This window comes from Hymenobacter sp. UYCo722, from assembly GCF_040547115.1.
Lineage (GTDB): Bacteria > Bacteroidota > Bacteroidia > Cytophagales > Hymenobacteraceae > Hymenobacter.
Map to the genome: position 1 here is coordinate 107,829 of NZ_JBEPPC010000007.1, position 26,347 is coordinate 134,175.

General features: G+C 62.5%; 27 protein-coding genes and 1 pseudogene. 17 read left to right on the top strand and 11 right to left on the bottom strand.

The window, feature by feature from the left end; translation table 11 throughout:
* Window positions 1–47: 47 nt before the first annotated feature.
* The gene (gene sucD / locus ABIB44_RS16035) at window positions 48–929 is read right to left on the bottom strand and encodes a succinate--CoA ligase subunit alpha (RefSeq protein ID WP_354585676.1); all 882 of its coding nucleotides are present in this window, start codon (window positions 927–929) and stop codon (window positions 48–50) included.
* Window positions 930–1,204: 275 nt separating this feature from the next.
* On the opposite strand from sucD, the pseudogene ABIB44_RS16040 reads away from it, so the two are divergent.
* Window positions 1,205–2,179: pseudogene (locus tag ABIB44_RS16040) on the top strand (PLP-dependent cysteine synthase family protein); the annotation flags it as partial.
* Between the two features lie 72 nt (window positions 2,180–2,251).
* A complete protein-coding gene (locus ABIB44_RS16045; RefSeq protein ID WP_354585677.1) occupies window positions 2,252–2,653 on the top strand; it encodes a response regulator in 402 nt (133 codons plus the stop codon).
* A 56-nt stretch (window positions 2,654–2,709) separates the two neighbouring features.
* Here the strand turns inward: ABIB44_RS16045 and ABIB44_RS16050 are convergent, their stop codons facing one another.
* Both ABIB44_RS16050 and ade read right to left on the bottom strand, forming a co-directional pair.
* The gene (locus ABIB44_RS16050; protein WP_354585678.1) at window positions 2,710–3,231 is read right to left on the bottom strand and encodes a hypothetical protein; all 522 of its coding nucleotides are present in this window, start codon (window positions 3,229–3,231) and stop codon (window positions 2,710–2,712) included.
* Between the two features lie 76 nt (window positions 3,232–3,307).
* The gene (gene ade, locus ABIB44_RS16055; RefSeq protein ID WP_354585679.1) at window positions 3,308–4,963 is read right to left on the bottom strand and encodes an adenine deaminase; all 1,656 of its coding nucleotides are present in this window, start codon (window positions 4,961–4,963) and stop codon (window positions 3,308–3,310) included.
* A gap of 174 nt (window positions 4,964–5,137) precedes the next feature.
* Here ade and ABIB44_RS16060 point away from each other — a divergent pair, with 174 nt between their 5' ends.
* From ABIB44_RS16060 to ABIB44_RS16085, 6 genes are all read left to right on the top strand, one after another.
* The gene (locus ABIB44_RS16060; RefSeq protein ID WP_354585680.1) at window positions 5,138–5,287 is read left to right on the top strand and encodes a hypothetical protein; all 150 of its coding nucleotides are present in this window, start codon (window positions 5,138–5,140) and stop codon (window positions 5,285–5,287) included.
* 66 nt (window positions 5,288–5,353) lie between these two features.
* Complete coding sequence (locus ABIB44_RS16065) at window positions 5,354–6,193, top strand: hypothetical protein (RefSeq protein WP_354585681.1); 840 nt, start codon at window positions 5,354–5,356, stop codon at window positions 6,191–6,193.
* Between the two features lie 32 nt (window positions 6,194–6,225).
* On the top strand, window positions 6,226–6,630 hold the full coding sequence (locus tag ABIB44_RS16070) for a hypothetical protein (protein ID WP_354585682.1): 405 nt from the start codon (window positions 6,226–6,228) through the stop codon (window positions 6,628–6,630).
* Between the two features lie 31 nt (window positions 6,631–6,661).
* A complete protein-coding gene (gene cmk / locus ABIB44_RS16075) occupies window positions 6,662–7,354 on the top strand; it encodes a (d)CMP kinase (RefSeq protein WP_354585683.1) in 693 nt (230 codons plus the stop codon).
* A 219-nt stretch (window positions 7,355–7,573) separates the two neighbouring features.
* The gene (locus ABIB44_RS16080) at window positions 7,574–8,455 is read left to right on the top strand and encodes a 4-hydroxy-3-methylbut-2-enyl diphosphate reductase (protein WP_354585684.1); all 882 of its coding nucleotides are present in this window, start codon (window positions 7,574–7,576) and stop codon (window positions 8,453–8,455) included.
* Window positions 8,456–8,774: 319 nt separating this feature from the next.
* Window positions 8,775–10,322 (top strand): SulP family inorganic anion transporter, encoded by a 1,548-nt coding sequence (locus ABIB44_RS16085; RefSeq protein WP_354585685.1) that lies wholly within the window; start codon window positions 8,775–8,777, stop codon window positions 10,320–10,322.
* Between the two features lie 145 nt (window positions 10,323–10,467).
* On the opposite strand, the gene ABIB44_RS16090 is transcribed toward ABIB44_RS16085, so the two are convergent.
* On the bottom strand, window positions 10,468–11,022 hold the full coding sequence (locus tag ABIB44_RS16090) for an O-acetyl-ADP-ribose deacetylase (protein ID WP_354585686.1): 555 nt from the start codon (window positions 11,020–11,022) through the stop codon (window positions 10,468–10,470).
* A gap of 215 nt (window positions 11,023–11,237) precedes the next feature.
* On the opposite strand from ABIB44_RS16090, the gene ABIB44_RS16095 reads away from it, so the two are divergent.
* The 9 genes from ABIB44_RS16095 (at window position 11,238) to ABIB44_RS16135 (ending at window position 19,249) form a co-directional block, all read left to right on the top strand.
* On the top strand, window positions 11,238–11,552 hold the full coding sequence (locus tag ABIB44_RS16095) for a 2TM domain-containing protein (RefSeq protein WP_354585687.1): 315 nt from the start codon (window positions 11,238–11,240) through the stop codon (window positions 11,550–11,552).
* A gap of 175 nt (window positions 11,553–11,727) precedes the next feature.
* Entirely contained in the window at window positions 11,728–12,204 is a 477-nt protein-coding gene (locus ABIB44_RS16100) for an ATP-dependent zinc protease family protein (RefSeq protein WP_354585688.1), read from the top strand.
* Window positions 12,205–12,274: 70 nt separating this feature from the next.
* Window positions 12,275–13,228 (top strand): 30S ribosomal protein S6--L-glutamate ligase, encoded by a 954-nt coding sequence (rimK, locus tag ABIB44_RS16105; RefSeq protein WP_354585689.1) that lies wholly within the window; start codon window positions 12,275–12,277, stop codon window positions 13,226–13,228.
* A gap of 95 nt (window positions 13,229–13,323) precedes the next feature.
* Window positions 13,324–14,283, top strand: coding sequence for a succinylglutamate desuccinylase/aspartoacylase family protein (locus tag ABIB44_RS16110; protein ID WP_354585690.1), 960 nt, complete (start codon window positions 13,324–13,326; stop codon window positions 14,281–14,283).
* Window positions 14,284–14,420: 137 nt separating this feature from the next.
* Entirely contained in the window at window positions 14,421–15,116 is a 696-nt protein-coding gene (locus ABIB44_RS16115; protein WP_354585691.1) for an OmpH/Skp family outer membrane protein, read from the top strand.
* Window positions 15,117–15,337: 221 nt separating this feature from the next.
* Window positions 15,338–15,883, top strand: coding sequence for a hypothetical protein (locus tag ABIB44_RS16120; RefSeq protein ID WP_354585692.1), 546 nt, complete (start codon window positions 15,338–15,340; stop codon window positions 15,881–15,883).
* A 156-nt stretch (window positions 15,884–16,039) separates the two neighbouring features.
* Window positions 16,040–17,233, top strand: coding sequence for an MFS transporter (locus tag ABIB44_RS16125; protein ID WP_354585693.1), 1,194 nt, complete (start codon window positions 16,040–16,042; stop codon window positions 17,231–17,233).
* 64 nt (window positions 17,234–17,297) lie between these two features.
* On the top strand, window positions 17,298–17,921 hold the full coding sequence (locus ABIB44_RS16130; protein WP_354585694.1) for a hypothetical protein: 624 nt from the start codon (window positions 17,298–17,300) through the stop codon (window positions 17,919–17,921).
* Window positions 17,922–18,133: 212 nt separating this feature from the next.
* Window positions 18,134–19,249, top strand: coding sequence for a porin (locus ABIB44_RS16135; protein WP_354585695.1), 1,116 nt, complete (start codon window positions 18,134–18,136; stop codon window positions 19,247–19,249).
* 106 nt (window positions 19,250–19,355) lie between these two features.
* Here the strand turns inward: ABIB44_RS16135 and ABIB44_RS16140 are convergent, their stop codons facing one another.
* The 7 genes from ABIB44_RS16140 to ABIB44_RS16170 all read right to left on the bottom strand — a co-directional run bounded on the left by ABIB44_RS16140 (window position 19,356) and on the right by ABIB44_RS16170 (window position 26,346).
* The gene (locus tag ABIB44_RS16140; RefSeq protein WP_354585696.1) at window positions 19,356–19,769 is read right to left on the bottom strand and encodes an STAS/SEC14 domain-containing protein; all 414 of its coding nucleotides are present in this window, start codon (window positions 19,767–19,769) and stop codon (window positions 19,356–19,358) included.
* Between the two features lie 23 nt (window positions 19,770–19,792).
* Complete coding sequence (locus tag ABIB44_RS16145) at window positions 19,793–20,215, bottom strand: response regulator (RefSeq protein WP_354585697.1); 423 nt, start codon at window positions 20,213–20,215, stop codon at window positions 19,793–19,795.
* A gap of 33 nt (window positions 20,216–20,248) precedes the next feature.
* On the bottom strand, window positions 20,249–20,566 hold the full coding sequence (locus ABIB44_RS16150) for an ATP-binding protein (protein WP_354585698.1): 318 nt from the start codon (window positions 20,564–20,566) through the stop codon (window positions 20,249–20,251).
* 231 nt (window positions 20,567–20,797) lie between these two features.
* Window positions 20,798–21,445: a zinc ribbon domain-containing protein gene (locus ABIB44_RS16155; RefSeq protein ID WP_354585699.1), complete on the bottom strand. Its 648-nt coding sequence runs from the start codon at window positions 21,443–21,445 to the stop codon at window positions 20,798–20,800.
* A gap of 249 nt (window positions 21,446–21,694) precedes the next feature.
* A complete protein-coding gene (locus ABIB44_RS16160; RefSeq protein ID WP_354585700.1) occupies window positions 21,695–22,294 on the bottom strand; it encodes a hypothetical protein in 600 nt (199 codons plus the stop codon).
* A 210-nt stretch (window positions 22,295–22,504) separates the two neighbouring features.
* The gene (locus ABIB44_RS16165; protein WP_354585701.1) at window positions 22,505–24,547 is read right to left on the bottom strand and encodes a KUP/HAK/KT family potassium transporter; all 2,043 of its coding nucleotides are present in this window, start codon (window positions 24,545–24,547) and stop codon (window positions 22,505–22,507) included.
* 29 nt (window positions 24,548–24,576) lie between these two features.
* Window positions 24,577–26,346 (bottom strand): sensor histidine kinase, encoded by a 1,770-nt coding sequence (locus ABIB44_RS16170; protein ID WP_354585702.1) that lies wholly within the window; start codon window positions 26,344–26,346, stop codon window positions 24,577–24,579.
* Window position 26,347 lies beyond the last annotated feature (1 nt).

A 26,347-nucleotide genomic window follows, 5' to 3' on the forward strand; every position in this document is an offset into this window, starting at 1 on the left:
GCCCCGGCATCGGCCGGGGCTTTCTATTATTAATGTAGCGGCGGAGGTTATTTGCCGCCCAGTACGCGCAGCATGGTGTCGCCAATCTCGGCGGGTGAATCCACCACGTGGATGCCGCACTCGCGCATAATGGCCATTTTGGCGGCAGCTGTGTCGTCGGCACCGCCCACGATGGCACCGGCGTGGCCCATGCGGCGGCCGGGAGGAGCCGTCTGGCCGGCGATGAAGCCCACGACGGGCTTCTTGTTGCCGGTTTCCTTAATCCAGCGCGCGGCTTCGGCTTCCATGCCGCCGCCGATTTCGCCAATCATCACGATACCTTCGGTTTCGGGGTCGTTCATCAGCAATTCCACCGCCTGCTTGGTGGTGGTGCCGATGATGGGGTCGCCGCCGATGCCGATGGCCGTGGTCTGGCCCAGGCCGGCTTTGGTGAGCTGGTCGACGGCTTCGTAGGTCAGAGTGCCCGACTTGCTTACGATGCCGATTTTGCCTTTGGTGAAAATAAAGCCGGGCATGATGCCCACCTTGCACTCGCCGGCGGTCATCACGCCGGGGCAGTTCGGCCCAATCATGGTTACCGAGGGACGCTCCGAGAGGTACTGCTTCACGGCAATCATGTCCTTGGTCGGGATGCCTTCGGTGATGGTGATAATCACCTTGATGCCGGCATCGGCAGCTTCCATAATCGCGTCGGCGGCGAAAGCCGGGGGCACGAAAATGATGGTGGTATCGGCGCTGGCCTTTTCAACGGCTTCGGCTACGGTGTTGAACACGGGACGGCCGAGGTGCTCGGTGCCGCCTTTGCCGGGCGTAACGCCGCCCACCACGTTGGTGCCGTAGTCCATCATCTGCTGGGCGTGGAAGGAGCCCTCGGAGCCGGTGAAGCCCTGCACGATGACCTTGGAGTTTTTATTGACCAGAACGCTCATTCGGAGGTTTTTTTGGGTGTTGATGAAGTGGGGAGGCGGCCCGGACGGGCTGCGGTGCTGCAAAAGTAGGGCATTTTGGGGCTAGGGCAAGGCAAGCGTTTGTCATCCTGAGCAGCGCGAAGGACCTTCTCACGATTTCACCGATTGAATTGCTGCAAATCATTCTGTCGTGAGAAGGTCCTTCGCGCTGCTCAGGATGACAGATGGACTCACCCCGCCGCCGGAATCCGTACCTTTGTGGCCTTATCCCCCATCTTCCCATCCATCATTTTTCGATGTATTTCAACCACGTTATTGAGGCTGTTGGCCACACGCCCCTCGTTAAGCTCAACAAAGTAACCGACGGTATTAAAGGCACGGTGCTGGCCAAAGTCGAGTATTTCAACCCCGGCAACTCGGTGAAGGACCGCATGGCCATTCGCATGCTGGAAGATGCCGAAAAGGCCGGCCTTATTCAGCCCGGTGGCACCATCATCGAGGGAACCAGCGGCAACACCGGTATGGGCCTGGCCCTGGCCGCCATTGCCAAGGGCTACAACACCATCTTCGTGATGAGCGACAAGCAGAGCAAGGAAAAGCAGGACATTCTGCGCGCCGTGGGGGCCCAGGTAGTGGTGTGCCCCGTCGATGTGGCGCCCGAAGACCCGCGCTCCTACTACTCGGTAGCCAAGCGCCTGAGCCAGGAAACGCCCAATTCCTATTATCCTAACCAGTACGATAACCTCTCGAACGCGGCTGCTCATTACGACTCCACCGGCCCCGAAATCTGGCAGCAGACCGAAGGCAAGATTACCCACTGGGCCGCGGGTGTCGGCACGGGCGGCACCATTTCCGGCGTAAGCAAATACCTGAAGGAGCAGAACCCCGCCATTGTTTCTATCGGTCTCGACACGTACGGCTCGGTGTTCAAGAAATACAAGGAAACGGGTATTTTTGATGAAAACGAAATCTACCCGTACAAAACCGAGGGCATTGGCGAAGATATTCTGCCCAAGAATGTCGACTTCGATGTTATTGATTTATTTATCAAAGTCACCGACCAGGACGCGGCCCTGATGACGCGCCGCCTGGCCAGGGAAGAAGGCCTGTTTGTGGGCTGGAGCTGCGGCTCGGCCGTGCACGGGGCCCTCGAATACGCCCGCGAGCACCTCCAGGAAGGTGATACCATGGTGGTTATCCTGCCCGACCACGGCACGCGCTACCTCGGTAAAATCTACAACGACGACTGGATGCGGGCGCAGGGTTGGCTGTAGCAGGCTGGCCTGTTGTGGGCGCACAGTTAGGTTTGTATCTTCGTATCAGCAGCAATATCATCCTAATCTATGTCCGCCAATCTGAACCACATTGTACTCGTTGACGACAACGAAACCACGAGCTTTCTCAACAACCGCTTGTTGGGCCGCCTGGCCGTGGCTAACCAGGTCAGCACGTTTGCCCGCGCCGATGAGGCGTTTGAGCAGCTCTGGGGCGAGCAGGCTGCCGATGGCACCGTGCCCGACCTCGTATTCGTGGATTTAAAAATGCCCGGAGTTTCGGGCTTCGAGTTTCTGGAGCTCTACAACGCCCTGCCCCAGCCCGTGCAGGAGCAGACGGTGATGGCCGTGCTCACTACCTCGATGCACGGGGCCGACACTGCCCGCGTGGCCCAGTACCCCAACGTGGAGTACCTGACCAAGCCGCTGACCGAAGAAAAGATGCGCAAGCTGCTGGAAAAACGGTTCTAGTATCCGATTTTAATTGCTAAAAAAAGCCCCGCTCTCGACTAGACAGCGGGGCTTTTTTAGTCTCGTTTGAATTTGTCGAAAACGCCCTGAAAGAGGCCGGAATTCTTCTGCTTCACAATAATGTAGCGCAGCGAAAGCGCCGTGGGGAAGCGGTTCCAGTCGTCGGAGCCGTGTTCGATGGTAGGCTTGAAATCGAAGGAAACGACGAGGCGGGTGAAGGCAATCTTGTATTCGGCCCCCACCAGACCGTCGAAGCCCCAGAAGTCGCCGGTGTCGCGGTTGTTGCCGTAGTGCGCGCCGGCCCCGAAGTAGTAGTTCAGGCTGGGGCCGAGAATACCGAAGTGCCGCTCGGCCAGCACCGTGTAGCTGCGCTCCTGGGGCGCGAACATGACCAGCCCTTCCAGCGTGGCCTTGGGCAGAAATACCTGCTGAATGGTGAGGCCGTAATTATTGCCGTCGCTGCGAATGCCGGCGGCAGTGCGGTATTTCTGGGCGGCGGCGGGTTGGGCCAATAGTGCCGCCAGCAGCAATAAGGAGCCGGCGAAACGTAGGCGGTGAGGGAAGGGCAGCAGTTTCATAACCAGTAAAACGAAGTAGGGAGCGGGGGTGGGCCCCGCTCCCTACGCAGAAACCGCGCTAAAAATTGCGCTGGCGTTATTCCACCGCATCCACAAACGCGAACTGCTGGCCATCGAACAAGCCTTTGTCGCTGAGCTTGAGGCTGGGAATAACCAACAGCGCCATGAACGAAAGCGTCATAAACGGCGCGCCCAGCGGTGAGCCCAGCTCCTTCGAGAGCGCATCGACGGCGGCGTAGGCAGCGGCAACATCGGCCCCGGGCTGGTCCGACATCAGGCCGGCTACGGGCAGTGGCACCAGCATTTCGCGGCCGTCGGCCCCCACGGCGGCCAGGCCCCCTTTGGCTTCAATCACGAGGTTAACGGCCCGAGCCAGGCTCGCGTCGTCGCAGCCCACGGCGGTGATGTTGTGCGAGTCGTGGCCCACGCTGCTGGCCAGCGCGCCGTGCTTCAGCCCGAAGCCGCGGATGAAGGCCAGCGCCGGCGGCACCTGCGGCTGGTAGCGGTTGATGACGGCCAGCTTGAGCACGTCCTGCTCCTGGTCGGGTACGGCGAGGCCGTTTTCAATACGCGCCGGCAAATCGACGCGGCCCGTGATGAGCTGGCCATCGAAGCATTGGATGACGCGCAGCGTAGCCTGCTCGGTGAGTACGGGCAGCCGGAAATCGGCGTCCTGCACGGGCTGGGCGTGGAAGTTGTTGACCACGGCAATGGGCGCGGCGGGTAGCAGCGACTGGCCGTTTTCGGCCACCAGCTCCCCGTCGAGATAAGTCTGCTGCACCTCGAAATTCACCAAATCCTTCACTACGATGAAGTCGGCCGGGTCGCCTTCGGCCAGCAGGCCCACGGGCAGGTGGTAGTGCTGCACGGGGTTGATGCAGGCCACGCGCAGCACCTGAAATACGTCGTGGCCCAGGGCCACGGCCCGCTGCACCAGCTGGTTGATGTGGCCGAGAAGGAGCGTATCGGGGTGCTTATCGTCGGAACAGAACATCAGGTTCGGGTAGTGCTCGGGCATGAGCTCGATGAGGGCATCGAAGTTGCGGGCCGCCGAGCCCTCGCGAATCAGGATTTTCATGCCCACGGCCAGCTTGTCGCGGGCCTCGGCGGCCGTGAAGCACTCGTGGTCGGTACTGATGCCGGCGCTGGCGTAGTGGGCCGCGTCGTCGCCGCGCAGGCCGGGCGCGTGGCCATCCACGGGGCGGCCGGCGGCGTGGGCCAGGGCAATTTTGGCCATCACGTCGCTGTCGCGGTGCAGCACGCCGGGCCAGTTCATCATCTCGGCCAGGTAGCCGATTTTGGGGTTTTCGAATAGCTTGGCAATGTCGGCGGCCGTGATTTCAGCCCCGGCCGTTTCGAACGGCGTGGCCGGCACGCAGCTCGGTGCCCCAAAGCAGAACTTAAACGGAGAGTGCGCGGCGTTCTCCAGCATGAACTCGACGCCCGCCACGCCCAAGACGTTGCCGATTTCGTGCGGGTCGCTCACGGTGGCTACCGTGCCGTGGGCCACGGCCATCCGGGCAAACTCGGTGGGCACCAGCAGCGAGCTTTCGACGTGCACATGGGCATCCACGAAGCCCGGCAGCACGTAGGGCAGCGCCGGGTCGGCTTTGGCTTCGGCAATGGGCGCGATGCGGACAATGCGGCCACCCGCGACCGAAATAATCGCGGGCTGAATGGAACGGGCAAAAACGTCGACGACGTTGGCGGTGAGCGAGAAATCAGCAGACATGGCTAGTTGTTGGTTATTCGTTGTCAGTTGGTGGTGGATGCGCGAATGGCCTTTCCCAGGTATCGCTGGCTGGATTAGCCACGCTTTGCCTCGTGCCCGACAACTGGCAACGAGCCGCTGACAACCGGCCACCCGCCGACAAAGAACCTTATATTTGACAAAAAACCGTTTCCGGTGAAAAAGAACCTGGCCCTTTTGCTACTTGTGCTGCCGCTGCTGCTGGCCGAAGGCGGCTGCGCGCGCCGCACCACCCAGCAGAAAAAAACGTCGTGGTACAAGCACCACAGCGGCGGCAAGGCGGAGCCCTGTCCCTGCGGGCACTGATACATCTGCCGCCTAAGTTGGACAGGCGTTAAGCAACGTCCGACACGTCGTCGGCCTCTAACTATCATGCAAATATCCTTTCTTTCTGGTGGGCTGCCGGCCCTGCTGCTGTTGCTGTTGCTGAGCCTCGACAGCCACGCGCAAGTGCCGCTACGCAATCCGCGTCCGGCGGGCACCGGTACTGTTACCCCCTCGGCCAGCCGTCCGGCCGATTATCCCCTCATGCCCGCACCGCGCTACGCCACCAGCGGCCATTCCGGCACGTACTGTCTGCCCGATGGCAGTTGGCACCCGGCCGAAATATTTGGCCCCGACCTACCCGACCGCGTGCGCCTGCGCCCCGAAAACCTAACCGATTACGCCGTGTTCTGGCCGGGCGAGGTGCGCGCCTACGTGGTGCGCGGCGATACGTTCGTGACCGTGCCAGCATTTGTGCAGCGCAAGCATCACCGGCTGGTGCCAGCCAGCTTCGCTCAGCGCCAGTACCGCGATGGCCGCTACGAGGTGCTCCGATACCAGGCTTTCACCCCGCAAGACCAGCGTGAGTACCGGCAGTCCGTCGTTCCTAACGGCCCGGCCGTACCTATGCCGGGGGCTACGCCGCCCATCGACTACTTGGCTAAGCAGGATGAAGCAGTAAAAAACTCGGCCTTCGGAATTCTTATGGACCTGTTTGTGCATCCGCGCACCAGCCAAACCATGTTACTGCGCCAAGCTGGCCAGACGCTGGAGCTACCCGCCAAAGCCGGTCCCTACCGTCGTTTGATGCTAAGCCTGCTGGCCGATGACCCTATCATTTGCGCCCGCCTGCGCGCCGGCGAACTCGATTCGCGCTTCGAGGCCCCGCAGCTGCTGGCCGCCTACGCGACGCACCGCCGCGAGGCCCTGCTTCAGGTTCGGAAGTAACCCGGCGCTTCGTTTCTGGCGTACTTTGCCCCATGTCCGACCCCAATCCTACGCCCCTCGATTCCATCAATGCCGCCGCTGAGCAAGTGCGGCAGCAGCTTCAGCTCAAAGCGTACGATGCCGAAGCGGCAGCGCATCTGGCTAACTTTATTCAGGCGCAGCGCGGGCAGCTGGGCGCGGCCGAGCGGCCGGGCCTGGTACTGGCGCTGGGCTGCTTCCTGGGGCAGTGCCTAGTGCAGGCCTACGGGGCCGAATGGGCCACCGGCAAGGACGGTACTACCGGCGTGGGCCTGGCCGGTCGATTATTTTTCAACCCCTTTTATTTAGTCGATGCGCAACTGAATGAGGGAGAAAGCGCCTCCGTGGCCGCCTTTTTTGCTTCTATTCCCCAGCGCCTAAAAGCGCCGGTTGCCGCTCGTAAGGGTTGGATTTCGTAATCTTGCGGGGCCAATGGCCGCCCGCGTCGTTATGAAACAACTCGTTATCGCCATTGACGGCTACTCTTCCTGTGGTAAAAGCACGACGGCCAAAGCCGTGGCCGCCGAGCTGCACTACGCCTACGTCGACACCGGGGCCATGTACCGGGGCATCACGCTCTGCCTGCTGGAGCGCCAGGTGGCCTTCGACGATATGGCCGGCATCGAGCAGGCCCTGCGCGACATCAGCATCAGCTTCCGCCGCCACCGGCGCACCGGCCGCAACGAGCTGTTTCTGAACGGCGTGAACCGGGAGGACGATATTCGTCAGATGCGCATTTCCAACTCCGTGAGCGAGGTTTCGGTGATTCCGATGGTGCGCCACGCCATGGTGGCCCAGCAGCAGCGCATGGGCCGCAAGCGCGGCGTGGTGATGGATGGCCGCGACATCGGTACCACCGTTTTCCCCGATGCGGAAGTGAAAATTTTTATGACCGCCGACGTGGAGCTGCGGGCCCAGCGCCGCCAGGACGAGCTGGCCACGACCGGCGAAATCGTGCCGCTGGAAGATATTATCGAAAACCTACGCAAGCGCGACCACCTCGATTCGACCCGCGCCGAAAGCCCCCTGCGCCGCGCTCCCGACTCCGTACTGCTTGATACCACGCACATCACGATTTCGGAGCAGGTCGATTTCGTGCTGGATAGAGTATCGTCGGCGCTGTTTATGGCGGGCTGGGAATAGGGGACAGGGAGCGTTGAAGGGCGGAGATGGATGTCATTCCGAGCGCAGCCAGGTCTTCTCGCCCGCCCCATGCTCATAATTGCATTACGACGGGAAGCGAGCTGCCTGGGCTGCGCTCGATGAGATGTTGCGAGTCATTTATGCTTCCTGCCGTTCCGCGAAGCCGTACCTTTGCCCCCGGCGAACTCCTCGCTACCGCAGTGGTGTTAAAGGCACAGCATGAAGGTCACGATTGATAAAAATTCCGGTTACTGCTTTGGCGTTGAATTCGCCATTCAGATGGCTGAAGATGAGTTAGCGAACGGAAAAACGCTTTATTGCCTCGGCGATATCGTGCACAACCGCATGGAAGTGGAGCGCCTGCACCAGCAGGGCCTGCGCATCATCGACCGCGAGCAGCTGGCCGAGTTGCACGACTGTAAAGTCCTCATCCGGGCCCACGGCGAGCCGCCCGAAACCTACCAGCTGGCCCTGCAAAACAACCTGGAGCTGATTGACGCCAGCTGCCCCGTGGTGCTGAAGCTGCAAAACCGCGTGAAGCACGCCTTCGACTTGAGCCAGCGCCAAAGCGGCCAGATTGTGATTTATGGCCAGCCCGGCCACGCCGAAGTAGCCGGCCTCACGGGCCAGACCGGCAACCGTGCCATCATCGTGATGAACGAGGCCGACCTCGACCAGGTAGACTTTGCGCGCCCCGTCACGCTCTTCAGCCAGACTACCAAGAGCACGGCCGGCTTCTACAAGATGAAGGCTCTGATGGAAGCCCGTATTCAGGCCGCCGGCGGCACGCTCGAAAGTTTCGATGCCAACGACAGCATCTGCCGGCAGGTGAGCAACCGCGAGCCCGCCCTGGCCAGATTCGCCACCGAATACGACGTTATCCTCTTCGTGAGCGGCCGCAAAAGCTCGAACGGCAAAGCCCTGTTCTCGGTCGTAAACGGCGTGAATCCGCGCAGCTACTTCATCGAAAACGCCGACGAGGTGCAGGATGAATGGCTGGCCGATGCGCAAAATGTAGGCATCTGCGGAGCTACCAGCACCCCGCTGTGGCTGATGCAGCAAGTCGCCGAACGAGTAGAAGGCGTGGGCGAGCCGGCGTAAGCAGGGCTTAAATGCCCGTTGCTAATTGGTTTGATACTGAAGAACGTCATGCTGAGCTGGTCGAAGCATCTTTACCACGATTGTAATCTTAACGTTTAGAGTCAGTTGCGTGGTAGTGATGCTTCGACCAGCTCAGCATGACCGGCTGTCTTATCATAAATTATGTGCTGATGGGTGCATATAATGTATTAATAATGAGTGTTTTGTGTTTATATTCTTTTAAACTTACCCCGCCCTGACGATTGGCTCGGAATACCTTGGCCGCCGCTTCCGACAGGAAGCGTGCGGCTTTTCTTTTGCCCGATTTTCAGTGTGTCGTATGTCGTTTCAAGTAATTCCCTATTTCGCTCAGTATAAAACCAACGCTAAAAACGAAGTGTTGGCGGGCCTCACTACGGCCCTGGCGCTGGTGCCCGAAGTGGTGGCGTTTGCGCTGCTGGCGCACATTAGCCCGTTAGTAGGCATTGGGTCGGCTTTCATCATCTGCCTTATTACCAGTTTGCTGGGTGGGCGGCCGGGGATGATATCGGGCGCGGCTGGCTCGGTGGCCGTGGTGATTGTGAGTTTGGTGGTGCAGCAAGGCGTGGAGTATCTGTTTGCCGCCGTGGTACTGATGGGGCTTATTCAGATAGTCATTGGGTTGCTGCGGCTGGGCAAGTTTATCCGGCTGGTGCCGCAGCCGGTAGTGTATGGCTTCGTCAACGGTCTGGCGCTCATTATTTTCATGGCGCAGCTGGAGCAGTTCAAGGTGCACGATGCTGCCGGGGCCGCGCACTGGCTGGCCGGCGCACCGCTGCTGCTGATGGCGGGTCTGGTGGCCCTCACCATGGCCATTGTGGTGCTGCTGCCGCGCCTCACGAAGGCCGTGCCGGCGTCGTTGGTGGCCATTGTGGTCGTGTCGGCGCTGGTGATAGTTGGCGGACTCAAGACCAAGTCGGTGGGCGATATTGCCTCCATTGCGGGCGGGCTGCCCACGTTTCATATTCCGCAGGTGCCGTTGGCCTGGCACACGCTGGCCGTGGTGTTGCCATATGCCATCATCATGGCGCTGGTGGGCCTCACCGAAAGCCTGCTCACCCTCACGGTGGTCGATGAAATGACCGATACCCGGGGCCGGGGCAATAAGGACTGCGTGGCGCAGGGCCTGGCCAACGTCACCTCCGGCTTGTTTGGCGGCATGGGCGGCTGCGCCATGATTGGGCAAACGATGGTGAACCTCGAATCGCGCGGGCGCGGCCGGCTCTCGGGCGTAGTAGCAGCGCTGGCGCTGGCCTTGTTCGTGGTGGCGGGCTCGGGGCTGATTGAGCGGCTGCCGCTGGCGGCCCTGGTGGGCGTGATGTTCATGGTCGTCATCGGCACGTTTGAGTGGGCCAGCCTGCGCATTCTGCGCCGCATGCCCCTCACCGATGTGCTCGTGATGCTGCTTGTGACGCTGGTTACGGCCGTTTCGCAGAACCTGGCGCTGGCCGTGCTGCTGGGCGTAGTGGTGTCGGCGCTGGCCTTTGCCTGGGAGAATGCCAAGCGTATCCGCGCCCGCAAGCATGTGGACGAAGCCGGCGTGCGGCACTACGAAATTTTCGGTCCACTGTTTTTTGGGTCGGTGCAGGCTTTCGGCGAGAAGTTCGATGTGCAAAACGACCCCGCCGAAGTCATCATCGACTTTCGTGAAAGCCGGGTGGCCGATATGTCGGCCATTGAGGCGCTGAATAAGCTCACCGAACGCTACCAGCGCATGGGCAAAACCGTGCACCTGCGCCACCTCAGCCCCGACTGCCGCCGCCTGCTGAGTAAAGCTGACTCCATTATCGACGTGAACATCATGGAAGACCCCCTGTACCTGGTGTCGGGGGCCAATGTGAGGTATTGAGGCGTGCGCCTCAGCCTTATTCTGGCTTATCAGAACGTCCTGCCGAGCGCAGCGGGGCATCTTTACCGTTTTGTTGGACGGTTATAATTACTTGTGCGGCAGAGATGCTTTGTTACGCTCGGCAGGACGTTCTTCCTCGCGTAATTCAATAGCGAGGAAGAACTCCTTCGTCCAAAATTTGCTCGTAAAGCCGCCGACTTTCCTCCTCAAATACCACGAATACTACCGTCGTCGGCCACTCGTGCGCCGCCAGCCACTGCCGTACCTCGCGCACGGCCACGGCGGCGGCTTCCGGCTTGGGGTAGCCATAGATGCCGGTGCTGATGCCGGGGAAGGCTACGCTGGCCAACTGGTTTTCTTCGGCCAGGCGCAGGCTGTTGCGGTAGCAGCTGGCCAGTAGTTCGGGTTCGCCCTTGTGGCCGCCGTTCCAGACCGGCCCAACGGTGTGGATGACGTGCGCGGCCGGCAGCCGCCCGCCGGTGGTGATGACGGCCTCGCCGGTTTTGCAGCCGCCCTGCCGCGCTCGAATGGCGCGGCACGCTTCCAGAACGGCCGGGCCGCCGGCGCGATGAATGGCCCCATCGACCCCGCCCCCACCGAGCAGGCTGGAGTTGGCGGCATTCACAATGGCCGTAACCGGCTGGCGGGTAATGTCGCCCTGCACGAGTTGGATGCGGGCGGAAAGTGGAGTAGCGGGCATGAGAAAAGGGGGTGTAATGCAAAGCGAAAGTCGGCGATTGATACCTTACGCGGCAGCGGCGGCAGTTGGTTCGGGCACGACGGCGCTCCGGTTCACCCCCCGGTTTCGACGCTTGAGAAGCCATTTCCGACCGTTCGGTAACTGCCGCTTGCGAACGGGAAAGCTAAACCGCTATATTTAATCATCCATTCCAATCAACCTCAATTCCCAAGCTCATGGAAACCCTGCAACGCGACCCCTACCTGTGGCAAAAAGCCAAAGCCCGCGCCAAATTCCAAGCGCATCTGCTGTCGTTTTTGTTCATCAACGCGACGCTCTGGGTTATCTGGGCTTTCACGGAGCCGCACCATTTCGGGCGGCCCTTCCATACCGAGATTCCCTGGCCGCTGTGGGTCACTTTCTTCTGGGGCCTGGGGCTGATAAAGCGCGGCATCGCGGCCTACGGTGGCTTCACCTACGAGCAGCGTACCCAGCGCGAGTACGACCGCCTCGCCCGCGAGCAGGCCGACCCGCTCGACAAGTACCGTTAACCAAGCGCCGCCAACTGGCTGTTCAACATTCCTATTCCTTCCTTTTTTCTGCTTCGGCCGAATCTGAAGAGCCTACGGGATTTCCCGTCGGCCCAACGGGTTCGGCCGGTTTGCTTGCGGCCGGGGCGTAACGGGATTTGGGGGCCGCATCGGTAGCGCGGCCTATATTCACCGCATGAACCGCCCCCCCAAGCGCCTGCTCGGCCGCCGCGAGCTCGTTGATTTCCCAACCTTTGCGCTGGGTGGCGTAGAGGCCAAAGTCGACACCGGAGCCTACACCAGCGCCATTCACTGCACCAACATTCACCTCGAAACCAACGGCCCGGGCCGGCCCGTGCTGGTGGTAAACCTGCTCGACCCCGGCCACGAAGGAGCCGACGGCCGGCCGCTGGCATTCCCCGATTTCGTGCTGCGCGACATCCGGTCCAGCAACGGCGAGGTGCAGGAGCGGTATGTAATTCAGGCCGTGGTGCAGCTCTATGGCGAGCATTTCGAGGCCGAGTTTTCGCTCTCCGACCGGTCCGACATGAAATACCCGGTGTTGCTGGGACGCAGCCTGTTGCGGCAGGGGCGCTTCGTCGTCGACGTGGCCCGGCGCAACGTTTCCTACAAAACCCAGGCCCGGGCCGCGGGCCGCCGCGCCCGCTCCTGAGTTGATTTGTGCCGTATTTGCGCCCTGAAACCCCCGTGCTCTCCTTCTTTCATTAAACCGCCGCCTTCCCGTGAAACTGGCCATTCTCTCGCGCGAGCCGAACTCCTACTCGACCAAACGGCTGGTGGCGGCCGCCGTCGCCCTGGGCCATGAGGCCGTGGTTATCGACCACCTGCAGTGCAACCTGGTGCTCGAAAAGGGCAAGCCCGGCATCATCTATAAAGGGGAGCGGCTCGAAGGCTTCGACGCCATTATTCCGCGCATTGGGGCTTCGGTCACGTTTTATGGGACGGCCGTGGTGCGCCAGTTTGAGATGATGAAGGTGCGCACGGCCATCGACAGCCAGGCCATTGTGCGCTCGCGCGACAAGCTGCGCTCGATGCAGATTCTGAGCCGCGCCGGTGTGGGCATGCCCAAAACGGCCTTCACCAACTTCTCGGCCGATGTGCCGGCCATGATTGAGCAGGTGGGCGGCGCACCGGTCATCATCAAGCTTCTGGAAGGCACCCAGGGCCTGGGCGTGGTGCTGGCCGAGTCGGCCAAAGCCGCGCAGTCCGTTATTGAGGCCTTTCACAACCTCAAGGCCCGCATCATCGTGCAGGAGTTCATTGCCGAAAGCAAAGGGGCCGACCTGCGCGCTTTCGTGGTGGATGGCGAAGTAGTGGGGGCCATGAAGCGCCAGGGCAAGGAGGGCGAGTTCCGCTCGAACCTGCACCGGGGCGGCTCGGGCACGCTCGTGAAGCTCACGCGGGCCGAAAAGGCCGCCGCGCTGCTCGCGACCAAGGCCCTGGGGCTGGGCGTTGCGGGCGTGGATATGCTGCAAAGCAAGCGCGGCCCGCTGGTGCTGGAAGTAAACTCCTCGCCCGGCCTGGAAGGAATCGAAAAAGCAACCGGCCAGGATATTGCCGGGCGCATCATCGAATACACGGCCGCGCTGGCCAGTAAGAAAAAAGCCAAGGCCAAACCCCAAAAAGGCGCTACCCAGGCCGTGGATGCGCAATCGGACGTGCCGGCTGGGAAGTAAGGGTGAAGGCAAAGTCCAGTGGAGCGTCATGCCTCGGCTACGCTCGGCATGACGCACATATGTTTTCCGGAGTCCTTCAATTACCCACTTTTGCCATGCCCAACACCGCCGCCTCGTTTCACCTCAATGGCCTCACCATTCAGCCCGGCGAGCAGGTGCTCACGCGGTTGGTGATTTCGAAGCTGCCCTCGGGCACGGTGATTGACGTGCCGGTGCACGTGCTGCGCTCGGCCGAACCCGGCCCCACGCTGCTGCTGATGGGGGGCATGCACGGCGACGAGGTGAACGGCATTGAAACCATCCGGCGGCTGGTGCGCCGCGAGCTGCTGATGCCGCTGCGGGGCTCGGTTATCGCCATTCCCATCCTCAACATCTACGGGTTCCTGAACTTCAGCCGCGACGTGCCCGACGGCAAGGACGTGAACCGCTCATTCCCGGGCTCGCCGCGCGGCTCGCTGGCCAGCCGCGTGGCCCACCGCTTCATGCGCGAAATTATGCCTCTGATTGACTACGGCATCGATTTCCACACCGGCGGCGCGGCGCGGGCCAACTACCCGCAGGTGCGCGCCCTGCTGGATACTGAACCCGAAGTAGACGGGATGGTGGCGGCCTTCGCGGCCCCGTTTACGCTGCACGCGGCCCTGCGTGCGGGCTCGTTGCGCGAGGCCGCCCACAGCCTGGGCAAGCACATTATCGTGTATGAAACCGGCGAGAGCCTGCGCCTCGACGAGCCCGGCATTGAGGAGGCGCTGGCGGGTACGTTGCGGGTGTTGCACCACCTGGGCATGGGGCCCGAAGCCCCGGCTCCGGCCCGGGCGGGCCTGGTGTGCCGGCGGCATACCTGGCTGCGGGCGCGGTTCGCGGGCCTGTTCCGGGCCCACGTCGAGAACGGGCAGTTCATTGAGAAGGGCCAGATTTACGGCTCGGTTTCCGACCCCTACGGCCAGCAGGCCGTGCGGCTGGAGTCGCCGGTGAGCGGCTACGTGATTGGGCTGAACTACATGCCCGTGGTGAACCAGGGCGATGCCCTGCTGCACATTGCCGTGCCGGAGTAGGGCGAAGGGGAGGGAGGGAGAGCCAAGAGAGCGTTATGCGGCGCGCAGCGAAGCAGGAGGAGTGACTGTTTCACGCGCCCACACTTCCCATCGCGCCCGCATCCCTACTTTTGTCCTTTCCTCATCTCTCGTTTTCAATGAAAAACTCCCTTCAGCTTACGATTAACATTGTGCTGGCGCTGGCCGTGGCTGGCCTGTACATCCTGCATTTCAACCACAAGCCGGCGGCTCCGGCCCTGGCCACCGACAGCAGCACGGCCGTGATGGCCACGCCCGAGCCCGCCGCCGATACCACCGCCACGACCGAAACGACGACCGAAACCGCTACTGCTGCCGTGGCCACCGCCCCGGTGCAGGACAACACCGGCGACTTCTCGGGCAAGCTGGCCTACGTGGAATCGGGCAAGATGCTCGACGGCTACCAGGGGATGAAGGATGCCCGCAAAGCTTTCGAAGGCAAGGCTCGCGGCTGGGAAAAGCAGAACCAGGCCATGCTGGCCGGCTTCAAGGCCAACGTAGAAGGCTACCAGAAGCAGGCCCCCACCCTGAGCCCCGAGCAGCGCGCCGCCACCGAGCAGAAGCTGCAGGAGCAGCAGCAGCAGGTGGCCCAGCAGCAGCAGATGCTGCAGCAGCAGGCCCAGCAGGAGGAAGGCAAACTCACCCAGAGCGTGCTCGAAAGCGTGAACAAGAAGGTGGAAGCCTACGGCAAAGCCCACGGCTACAAGCTCATCCTCATTGCCGCACCCAGCGGCACCATCGCCTACGGCGAGAAAAACCTCGATATCACGGCTCCCGTGCTGGCCTACCTGAACGCCAACTACCGGAAGAAGTAGACGGTTGGTCGGTGTCCGGCCAGGCGTTGAACGGAACGTCATGCTGAGCGCAGCTCAGCATGACGTTCTTTTTTTTGCTCGTTTCCAACAAGCTTCGGTAACCCTGGCCGTCGAAAGCTACTCTTGCCCCTGCCGCTCTTGTACCAATGGAAAGGCCCGCCTACCATTGAGGGCCTGACGCTGGCGGGTTGCTGCTGGTTCCTCTGCTCCTTTCCTTCCGCATGAAAACACTTTTCCGCAGCGGCTACTTCACCCCGGGGCCGTGCCCGCTGGCCGGCTACGTGCGCAACGGCTACGGCCAGTTTGGCGGTGCATCCGACGCGACTTACCGCATTCGGCTGTCGCCCGGCGGCCCCGGGTTTTCGCGCCTTGGTGGAAGCCCCCGACTACTGTGCGGCCGGCCATTAAACCCTGGTAGCCAAACGTGGTCTGAGATACGTAACTTGTCTTATCGTCCGTTTCTTCAAACGCTTTATCTCATGAAAACCCGCTCATTCTATCTGCTGGTCGTGCTGTTGCTGGCCGGTGCGTTAGGCCGCCCGGCGTCCGCTCAGGTTCGTGCCAATATCTCGTTCGGCTACCCGCCCCGGGCCTATTACGGCCCACGCTACTACGCCCCCCGGCCCCCGGTGGTGTACGCGGTGCCGCCGCCCCCGCCGGTGTACTACGCCCCGCGCCCCGTGTACTATGCGCCCCGTCCCGTGTACTACGCTCCGCGCCCCTACTATGGCCGGGGCTACGGCCGCGGGCATGGCCGCCGCTGGTAGTATCCGGCTGCGTTGAACCTTGAAATAAGCCCTGCCGGCCCTCGGCAGGGCTTTTTATTGCCCGCTATCGAGGCAGCGCCGGGTAGCCTCCGGCAGATTTGGCGTAGGTTTGAGCCGGCGTTTCGGCGCTGCCCCGCTACTCTCTGTCCGCTGTCCTTGAATCCCACCCCAAGCCCGGCGCGCCCTTTGCGGGTGCTGCCGATAATCGTGTTCGCGCAGTTTGCGTGCACCTCCCTGTGGTTTGCCGGCAATGCCGTGCTGCCCGAAATGCTGCGCGAAGGGCAGTTGCGCGGTCTCACGGCGGGGGCGGCCGTGTCGGCCGTGCAGCTGGGCTTCATTGTGGGTACGCTGCTGGCCAGCCTGCTGCGGGTGGCCGACCTGCTGGCCCCGGCCCGGCTGTTTGTGCTGTGTGCGGTGGTGGGCAGCGTGCTCAATGCCGGTTTGCTGCTGCCGGGGGCCACGCCGCAGCTGGTGCTGGTGCTGCGCTTCGGGACCGGGCTGTTTCTGGCCGGCATCTATCCGGTGGGCATGAAAATAGCGGCCGACTATTTCGAAACCGGGCTGGGCCGGGCCCTGGGGTATCTGGTGGGGGCGCTGGTGCTGGGCACGGCGCTGCCGCACCTGCTGCGGCTGCTGGCCGGGGGCTGGGCCTGGCGGGCGGTGGTGCTGGCTACCTCGGGCCTGGCGCTGGCGGGTGGCCTGCTGCTGTGGGCGCGGGTGCCCGACGGCCCGTTTCGGCGGCCCGCCGTCCGGCTCGATGCGGCGGCACTGCGCACGGTATTGCGCTACCCCTCGTTCCGGCAGGCGGCGTTGGGCTATTTCGGGCACATGTGGGAGCTGTATACGTTTTGGGCTTTCGTGCCCCTGCTGCTGACTACCCACGCGCGCCTGCACCCGGGCCTGCCGGCCTATGGCCCGGGCTGGGCCTTTGGGCTAATTGCCGCCGGGGCCCCGGCCTGCGTGCTGGGCGGCTACTTGGCCCGGCGCTGGGGTAGCATGCCCACGGCCCGGCTGGCGCTGGCCATTTCCGGAACCTGTTGCGTACTCAGTCCCTGGCTGCTGGCGTTGCCGCGGCCGGTATTCGTGGGGGCGGTGCTGGTGTGGGGCATGGCCGTGGTGGCCGACTCGCCGCAGTTTTCGACCCTTGTGGCGCAGCGGGCCCCGGCCGGCACCACGGGCACGGCCCTCACGCTGGTTACCTGCGGCGGCTTCGCGCTCACCATTGTCAGCTTGCAGCTGTTTGGAGTGGTGCAGGCCTGGGTGGCAGCACCCTACGTATTCTGGGTGCTGGTGCCGGGGCCGCTGCTGGGGTTGCTGGCCACCCGTGCGCGGCCTGGCGCAGTGGCCTGATGGCGCAATTTTGCTTAATCTTGCGCTGGTGAAACCATCGTTTTTGCGACTTTAATCCATCTGTATGAAATCTTTGTACTTAGCCCTGAGCGCGGCCTTACTGCTGGCCGGCTGCGGCCAGAACCCGCCCGCTACCTCCACGCCCGCAGCCACCGCGCCTACCGCGGCACCCGTTACCCCCGTTGCCATCGACTCGGCTAACGCGGCCACCAGCACCGCTCCCGATGCCACGGCCACGGCCCCCGCGCCCGTCGCCGCGCCGGTGCTCAGGGAGGCCGAAACCATGAAGGTGGCCTTCAGCTTCAAGCCCACCGACAACCCCGACAATCCCAAGCACCCGCGCGTGCTGGCCCACCTGCTGGTGCAGGGCAGCCAGCCGCTCGACATCGATTTGGGCAAATTTCCAAATCAGCCCGACATGGTAACCGGTGATAAAGCCAAGGCCGCCAACTTTCCCGCTGGCATGATGATGGGCTTCCGCAGCTACGATGCTGCTACCGGTGTCAGCCAGGACCTGGCCGTGCTGCACCCCGACGCCCGCCACCTGCGCGTAGTGCAGCGCCGCGTAGACGAAACCAACCCCGAGGCCGCCAAATTCGAAACCTCCCGCGAGATACCGCTGCCCGCCAACACGGTGGTGGTAGCGGCCCCCATGCCTGCCGCTAAAAAGATGACCGGCAAAAAATAACGGACTTCGCGGCGGCCTACGCTCGCTGGAGGTGCGCCGGGAGAGATGGTGCAAAGCAGCGGTAAGCGTGCGCCCTGGTCCGACCCGAATACGGTTATTCTACCCCAGTACTTAATGGGCAATTCCGACGCCCGGCTAAGGATTACGCGGCGTTTGCTGGCGTAGTCCGTTTTTCCATCCTTTTGGCTGAGCTTCGCGCCGGCCTACTTTCCATGAAATATCTTTTATTGCCCGCCATTATTGCCTTGAGTGCAAATGTGGTGCTGGCCCAGACTGCTCCCGCCCCTGACCCGGTGCTGGCCGCGTCGGCCCCGGCCGCGCCCGGCCCCATCACTACCTACGGCTTTGTGGATGCCTACTACGGTTACGATTTCGACCACGCCAATGGCAACGACCGCCTGTCGTTCCTCTACTCGCACGGCCGCCAGAACGAATTCACCGTTAACCAAGCCCTCATTGGGGTGCGCTACGACGATGGTAAAGTGCGCGGGGCCGTGGGCCTGCACGCCGGCACCTACGTGTCGGCCAATTATGCCAACGAAGACCAGGTGCTGAAGCACGTGTACGAAGCTTACGCCGGCTTCCGGCCCTTCGCCAAAGCCTGGCTCGATATGGGCATTTTCAGCTCGCACATTGGGTTCGAGTCGGCTATTTCGAAAGATAACTGGACGCTGACGCGCTCGGTTATGGCCGAGAATTCGCCCTACTACGAGTCGGGCGCGCGGCTTACCTACGAAGCCAGCCCGCAACTAACCCTGACCGGACTGGTCCTGAACGGCTGGCAGAACATCCGCGAAACCAACCAGTCCAAAGCCCTCGGCACCCAAATTCAGTGGAAGCCCACGGCTAAAATCCTCATCAACAGCAGTACTTTTTATGGCAACGAGCAGCCGACGGATTTGCCGGTGCGGCGGCGCTTTTTCCACGATTTCTACATTACCTACGCGGCCTCCGAACGCACCAGCCTGGCCCTGGTATTCGACGTGGGCAAGCAGCGCGGCGAGAGCAGCGAAAAGTATGATACCTGGCACACGGCTTCCGTCTTTATCAAGCAAAAGCTGGCCGACAAGTTCTCGGCCACCCTGCGCGGCGAGTACTACTATGCCGAGCATGGCGTGCTCATCCGCAGCATCATGCCCCAGGCGCTAGCCCAGGATTTCCGGGTGGCCGGCGGCTCGCTCAATCTCGACTACCTGCCCACCAACAACGTGGCTTTTCGGGTCGAGGGCCGCTACCTGAACGGGATGCGGGGCGTGTTTGCGCGCAACGACAACGCCGATAACCGCAGCTACGGCAACGTGACGACGAGCATCGCGCTGTCGTTTTAAGTAGTCGTGAATGAGTACCCGTGCCCGGCTTCACACCGAGAGGACAGCCGGAAGGGCCGGCAAATGCCCGGCCTTTTTTAGCTGCAAAATTCCGCTCACAAGGGTTTTAGGGCTGCACCTGCATCTTCAGCAGCCACGCACGGGCGGTGCTCAGGTTATCAAACACTTCGGCGTGGAAAGACTTGAGCTGGGCGTAGAAATTCGCCGCCGAGCCATCGGCCAGCGACTCGGGCGTCGACACCATGGCGAAGTACTGGAGGCCGGCCGCCGCCGCGTTGGGTGCCCACACGTTGATAACCCAGTCCATGGAATGGTCCCAGGGGCCGCGTACTGAGCGCGTGTCGTTGAGCACGCAGTTGAATTTCGATTTGGCCAGCGCGGCGGTGTAGGCCGCCGCGCCCGTCTTGATGCTGTCGGCGGTGAGGTAGCCCATCCAGTCCACGAACACCAGCCGGTTGGTCGTATCCGTTTCGATGGTGAGGTAGACGCGACCGGTGGGGCTCTTCAGTTCTTCAGTCATGCCGTAAAGTACGGCTGCAAAAACTAGTCGCCCTGCTGGCGCTCAAAATGGAGTTGGAGCACGGTGGCGAGCTTTTCCGGCGTTAGGGGCTTGTTGAGGCGGCCGGCGGCGGGCAGGTCGTCGAGGCGGCTCAGGTCGCGGGCATCCACCGAAGTCGAGAGCACCACCACCGTGGTGAGGCGCCGCTGGGCGGCAGGCAGCAGCTGGTAGGCCTGCAAAAATTCGATGCCGTTCATGATGGGCATCTGGATGTCGAGTAAAATCAGGGCCGGAAAGCTAAGTGCCGGGTCGTCGTGGCCCGCCGGTTGCAGCAAAGCCAGGGCCTCCTGGCCGTTTTCGACCACCATCACCTCGTCGGCCACGTCGAGGCGCTTAAGCAAGCGCTGGTTCAGAAAGTTATTGGTCGGGTCGTCGTCGACCAACAGCACACTGCGTAGCTTTTGCATAGGCTGCGCCTACGTTGAATACGTACGTAAGGTTTAGCCGACCTCGGGCAGGCACACCGTAAACGTGGTGCCAATGCCCGGCTGGCTCGCTACCTGAATGCTGCCGCCCGCGTTTTCGACGATGCGCCGCACCATGTACAGGCCCACCCCCGTACCCTCGACGTGGGTATGCAGCCGCCGGGCGGCGGGGTTGAGGTAGGCCCAGGCCAGGTCGATGATGGTGGTGCCCGCCGCGTCGTACACCGGCCGCAGCAGCATAATACCGTTTTGGGAGGTGCCTAGTATGGTTTGCAGCAAGTCCGCCGCCGGGGGAAGGTCGGCCGGGAGTGCGGGGCGGGAAGAATCAGGCATGGGAAAGCGTACGTAGCAATGCCCTGGAAAGGTACTGCCACTGCTGCCGAAGTGCCTACCGGGCTGGCCCCGCGCCTGCCGCGGGGAGCAGGGAGCGGAGAGAAGGAGCGTCATGCCGAACGCCGCCGAAGTGTACCTCCCGCTGCGTTGAGCCGATTGAATTACTTGCGCGGTAGAGATGCTTCGACTCCGCTCAGCATGACGTTCCTATTTCCTGTTTCTCATCTCAACTCACCCGGCCTTGGTGCCGCAGCCGGGGCAGAACTTCTGCTCGGGCTTCAGGGCTTCGCCGCAGCTGGTGCAGTGGCGGGGCTGGGTTTGGGCGGTGGCGGGGGTGCCGCAGCTGGGGCAAAACTTCTGGCCGGGGGCCAGCTTTGTCTGGCAGCTCTGGCATTGCAGCAATGCATCGCGATTCAGAAAATCGAGGTTTTTGGTGTAGTCCTGCTCGCGGGTTCTGGTGCGAATTTGCTCGCTGGTGGCCTGGGCCTGCTGGGCGCGCAATTCTTCCTGCTCGTCGGGAGCGCAGTCTTCGCAGAGGCCGGCGCTGTGGTTCCAGCAGGCATCGGGACACACCCAGTGGCCGCAGCGGGTGCACTGCTTAAACTGCTGCTTGCCCTCGGCCACGGCGGTTTGCAGGGCCGAGTCGTGAGCCTTGCCGCCCACGGCCCGCTGAATGTGGTAGGCCGCGTTTTCGGCCCCGCCCAAGCCGCCAAACAGGCTGCTGGCTGCCTGCAGCAGGCTGCCCGCGATACCAATGGCGTTGGGTTGAAACCGCGACATGTAGCCATTGCGGCATTTGTCGCAATGAAACTTGAACTGGAAGCCTTTATCGGTGGAGAGGTCGTCGTAGTTGGCAACGAACTGAATCAAGTCACTCATGGCTCGGGGGAAGGGAGGCGAAGATGAGGTGTAAAAGTAGGGATAGCAAATTATTCGAGAACCTGAATGTTGGAATGGTAGCCTGCACGGTGGCGGCCGCGCCGGAGTTGGTGGCTGGGGGATATATCGCCGCCGCCCGGGCTGCCATTACAGCGGACTTCATTCGGCGGCGGGGACCGGCGAGGCGTTGGGCACAAAAAAGGCCCCACCAGTAACTGGCGGGGCCCTGCGTTGGGAAACCGGGGTACTTTAGAACGTGAAGCGCAGGCTGATAGCGGCATCGTTGTAGAAGCCGGTGTAGCCGTGAAACACCTCAAAGAAGGGTTTGTAGTCGACGCCCACCACGAAGGGCAGGTCGGGCAGCTTGTACTCGAGGCCGGCGATGAGGTCGGCTCCGATGGCGAGATAGGTATTCTCGTCGTAGTAGTAGCCGTTTTTGTTGCCTTTCAAGAAGTACACGTCGCCGTTGCGGCCGTTGTAGTAGTAGCGCGCATCATCGAAGTAGTAGCGGCCCTGGTAGGCCCCGGCGTGGAAGCCCGCGCCGTAGTAAAACTGCAGGCCTTTGATGTCGGCCACGCCCAGGTGCTTCTCGCCCAGAATGGTGAGGCGGCCACCACGCGCTTTGTATTCCGTCGTGAGCAGGCCCTCAATGGCCACGCCTTTGCCGCTCCCCAAAAAGTGCTTGATGGTGAGGCCCGACGACCAGCCCCCGCCGCGCAGGCCAATGCCGGTTGTGTAGCCCGAGTTGCTGCTGCTGCCCCCGCCGCCGCCTTTTTTATTCGATTGGGCGTTGGCCGCCAGGCCGGGCAGGAGCAGAAGCAGGAGCGCGGTAAAACGTAAATAATTCATGGAAAAACAGTTGGAGCGAATGTTAAAAGTTGGACAAAAGTAATCGATGGGCCGGGAAGTGGCTGCTAATTCAATCCAACCTGACTGCAAACTGCCCAAGGCCGCAGCGTTCAGCAATTGCCCGGCTGCTCGCCCGCAACTAATGGCCCTCCGGTTGTGCCAGTTCCCGCCGGGTGTCGGTCCGGGGGCGGGCCATGGTCGGGCGCGTCCTCAAATCTTATGAACCAAATCTTCCCTGGCCAGTGCTGCGGCTAGCACTGGGTCTGAGGCGCCTTCCGGGGCTACGCGCTGCAGCTCCAGGGCGCGGTGGGGCTGAATGGTGAGGGGCACCAGCTCCACGGCCACGTCGCTGGTGTCCAGCCCAAAAGCCTGTTGGTCGCTGATGGCCAGTTTGTTGAACAGGAAGTAGCCTTGCAGGATGATGCGCTCCTTCAGCGACAGCTGGTTGTCGAAGCTGAGCACCTTGTCGAGCACCACGAAGCGGAAATCGCCGGGCATGCGGTGCTTCTGTAGCGTGGCGTAGCGCGAGGTAATGTCGATTTCACCCTTGCCGGCCATGTCCTCCAGCACGCGCCGGAACAGCAGGTTGATGCGCGGCTGGATGCGAAATCCGAGCTGAAAATTGATTTTGTAGGCTACGTCGGGCACCAGCGTTTCCAGGGTGTAGCGCATGCCGAAGGGCTCGTTGAGCAGGCTGATGTTGAGGAACCAGTAGCGGTCGGCACGCTTGGGCTTTTTGCGCAGGATGGAGTAGAGGATGCGCGCCTCAATCTGCATAGCCGTTTTGCTGCGCGTGAGGTACACCAGGTTCGAGGCGTACTTGCTCACGGTCTGGTCCTGGCTCAGCTCCTGCAAAATGGGCAGGCTGTTGGCCCAGTCGGTCATGTCGAGGTAGCGGTTCTTAATCTGGCGGCCCTTGTAGCCCATCCACATGCCCAGAATCAGGGCCCATTCGAAGACGAGGATGCCCAGCCGGTTCAGCAGCTTGGTGATGTTGGCGATGAGAAACGAGAGCTCCACCGTCAAAAACACCAGCATAATCAGCCCCACCACCGGGATGGCCCAGTGCTTCACGCCGCGCAGGTACTGCGAGAGCAAAATGCTGGTCATCAGCATCGCCACCGTAATCGAGAAGCCGTAGGCCGCCTCCATGTTGCTGCTGGTCTGGAACCAGAGCTGCACGCACACGCAGCCAAACCACAGCAGCCAGTTGATGCTCGGCACATAAATCTGCCCGCGCTGGTCGGTGGGAAACAGGATGCGCACCTTGGGCCAGAAATTCAAACTCACGGCTTCGGAAATCAGCGTGTACGAGCCCGAAATAAGGGCCTGCGAGGCGATGATGGTGGCCAGGGTGGCGATGATAATCAGCGGAATCAGTCCCCAGGTGGGCGCAATCAGGAAGAAGGGGTTCTGGTCGCCGCTCAGCACGTGGCCCACATGGCCCATGGCCCAGGCGGCCTGGCCCAGGTAATTGAGCACCAGCGCGGTTTTCACGAAAAGCCAGGCGGTGCGAATGTTCTTGCGCCCGCAGTGGCCCAGGTCCGAATACAGGGCCTCAGCCCCCGTGGTGCACAGAAACACCGCGCCCAGCAGCCAGAAGCCCTTGGGATACTCCGTCAGCAGCTCGATGGCGTACATCGGGTTCAGCGCTTTGAGAATAGCCGGGTGGTGGAAAATCTGAATCAGCCCCAGTGAGCCGATGGTGCTGAACCACACCAGCATAATGGGCCCGAACGACGCGCCCACCACCTTGGTGCCGAACTGCTGAAAGGCGAACAGCAGGGTAATAATGACCAGCACGATGGTGATGATAGTCGTTTCGGTCAGGGCCGGGTCCAGAATTCTCAGGCCTTCAATGGCCGACGATACCGAAATGGGCGGCGTGATGATGCCATCGGCCAGCAGCGTGCCCGCCCCGATAATGGCCGGCCACAGCAGCCACTTGCCCCGGTGCTTTACCAGCGAGAAGAGCGAAAAAATGCCGCCCTCGCCATGGTTGTCGGCTTCGAGCGTGAGCAGGATGTACTTGATGCTGGTTTGGAGCGTGAGCGTCCAGAACACGGCCGACACGCCGCCGTACACGAGCAGCTCGCTCACGGGCCGGTCGCCGAGGATGGACTTGAACACGTACAGCGGCGAGGTGCCGATGTCGCCGAAAATGATGCCGAGCGTGACCAGCAAGCCGGCCACCGTGATGTTGCGCTTGTGAATGCTGGTTCCGGTGGGCAGCGCGGCGGTGAGGGTGGACATAATGAAGAGCGTGAAGACAGTGAAAGTGGCTAGGCCACGGGTAGCGTGAAGTAGAAGGTGCTGCCGGCTCCGGGCGTACTTTCCACGCCCAGCGTGCCGCCCTGGTTGGTGATGAACTCGCGGGAAATGCTCAGCCCGAGGCCGGTGCCGGCGGCCGCGGTATTGGGGGGCGGTGCGCCGGGCACCTGCACAAACCGTTCGAAAATGCGCTCCTGCTGCTCGGGCGCAATGCCGTTGCCCTGGTCCTGCACCCGCACCTGCACGGCCTGGCCATCGGGAGTGGCCACGGCGGTGAGGCCGATGCGGCCGCCCTCGGGCGAGTAGCGCACGGCGTTGGTCAGCAGGTTGAGCAGCACCCAAGCCGATTTTTCCAGGTCGACGTTCACCGCCGGCAGGTTCGGGGGCAGCTGCACATCCAGTACCAGGTGCCGGGGCCGCAATTGCAGCTGCAGCGACTCGGTGGCGGCGGCTACCAGCGTGGCTAGGTCGGTGGGCTGCTGGTTAAGCACGATGGCGGCCCCCGCTTCGAGCCGGGCCACGGTCAGCAGCTCGGCCACGAGGTGCAGCAGGCGCTGGTTTTCGCGCTTGAGGTGGTCCACGATGTCGCGCTGCTCGGCATTGAGCGGGCCCACGCGCTGGTCGAGCAGCAGTCGGAGGTTGATGTTGCTGGTGGAAAGCGGCGTTTTCAGCTCGTGCGACACGGTGGCCAGGAAGTCGGACTTGGTCTGGTCGAGCTTGCGGAACGCCGACACGTTGTGCAGCGCCAGAATGGAGCCCACGAACTCCATCTTATCGGTCACGGCGTTGAAAGACGTGGCCTCGTGCACGGTGAGCTGGAAGTGCGTCGCCGTGGGCCCCACCCCAAGGGTCAGCAGCTTGGGCTGGGCCGTGCGCTGGGCTGCCGGCAGCTGGGCAAAGGCCAGCAGCTCCCGAAAAACCGGGTTTTCCTGCGCCACTTCCCCGGCGGGCCGGTCCAGCATCAGCTTCTCGGGCAGGCCCAGCAGGTGGCAAGCCACGGGGTTGGCCACGATGATGTGGCGGTTCTCGTCTAGCAGCAGCAGCCCCTCGTCGAGGGTGTGCACGATGCTAGTGACGCGGTTGCGCTCGGTGATGATGTCGGCCAGGTTGGCGCTGCGGAAGTCGCTCAGGTGTACCAGCAGCCGGTTGAAGGCTTGGGCTACCATCCCAAACTCGTCGTTGCTCTCTTTCGGAATCGAAGCCGCGAAGTTGCCCTGCGCGGCGTGCTCGATGCTGGCCAATAGCTTGCGCAGGCCGCCCACGGCCGCTTCCGGCACGCTCAGCACCAGCCCCAGGGCCAGCAGCGAGCCCACGGTGAGCAGCACGAGCAGCAGGCGGCCGGCGTTGGTGGCCGTGCGGTTGGCCAGCGTGTTTTTACGGGTCAGCGCCCGCATGTTGAGCGTCACCATGCGGTGGGTCTGGCGGCGCAGCTGGGCCAGTTCCGGCTCGCTCCGGGCCGCGCCCGCCTGCAACCGACCCAGCCCCGCCACCATGCTGTCGACGAGCTGCTGCTCGCCCGGCTCGGTGATGTTGCCCGCCTCTCGGGTGAGGGTGGCCTGGAACTGCGCCAGCCCCGCGCCGCCGGGCTGGTCGCCGGCCCGGTCCAGGTCCAGGTCCTGGAGCATGGCCTGGCCCAGCTGCACCGAGTAAAAGTTGTCCTGCAGAATGGTGCGCGAGCCGTGGTCCAGGTGCTGCACGGTGCGGAAGGCGTAGGCCCCCAGCCCCATCAGCAGGGCCAGCATGGCCACGAATCCCCAGGTAATTTTTGCTTTGAGTGACATA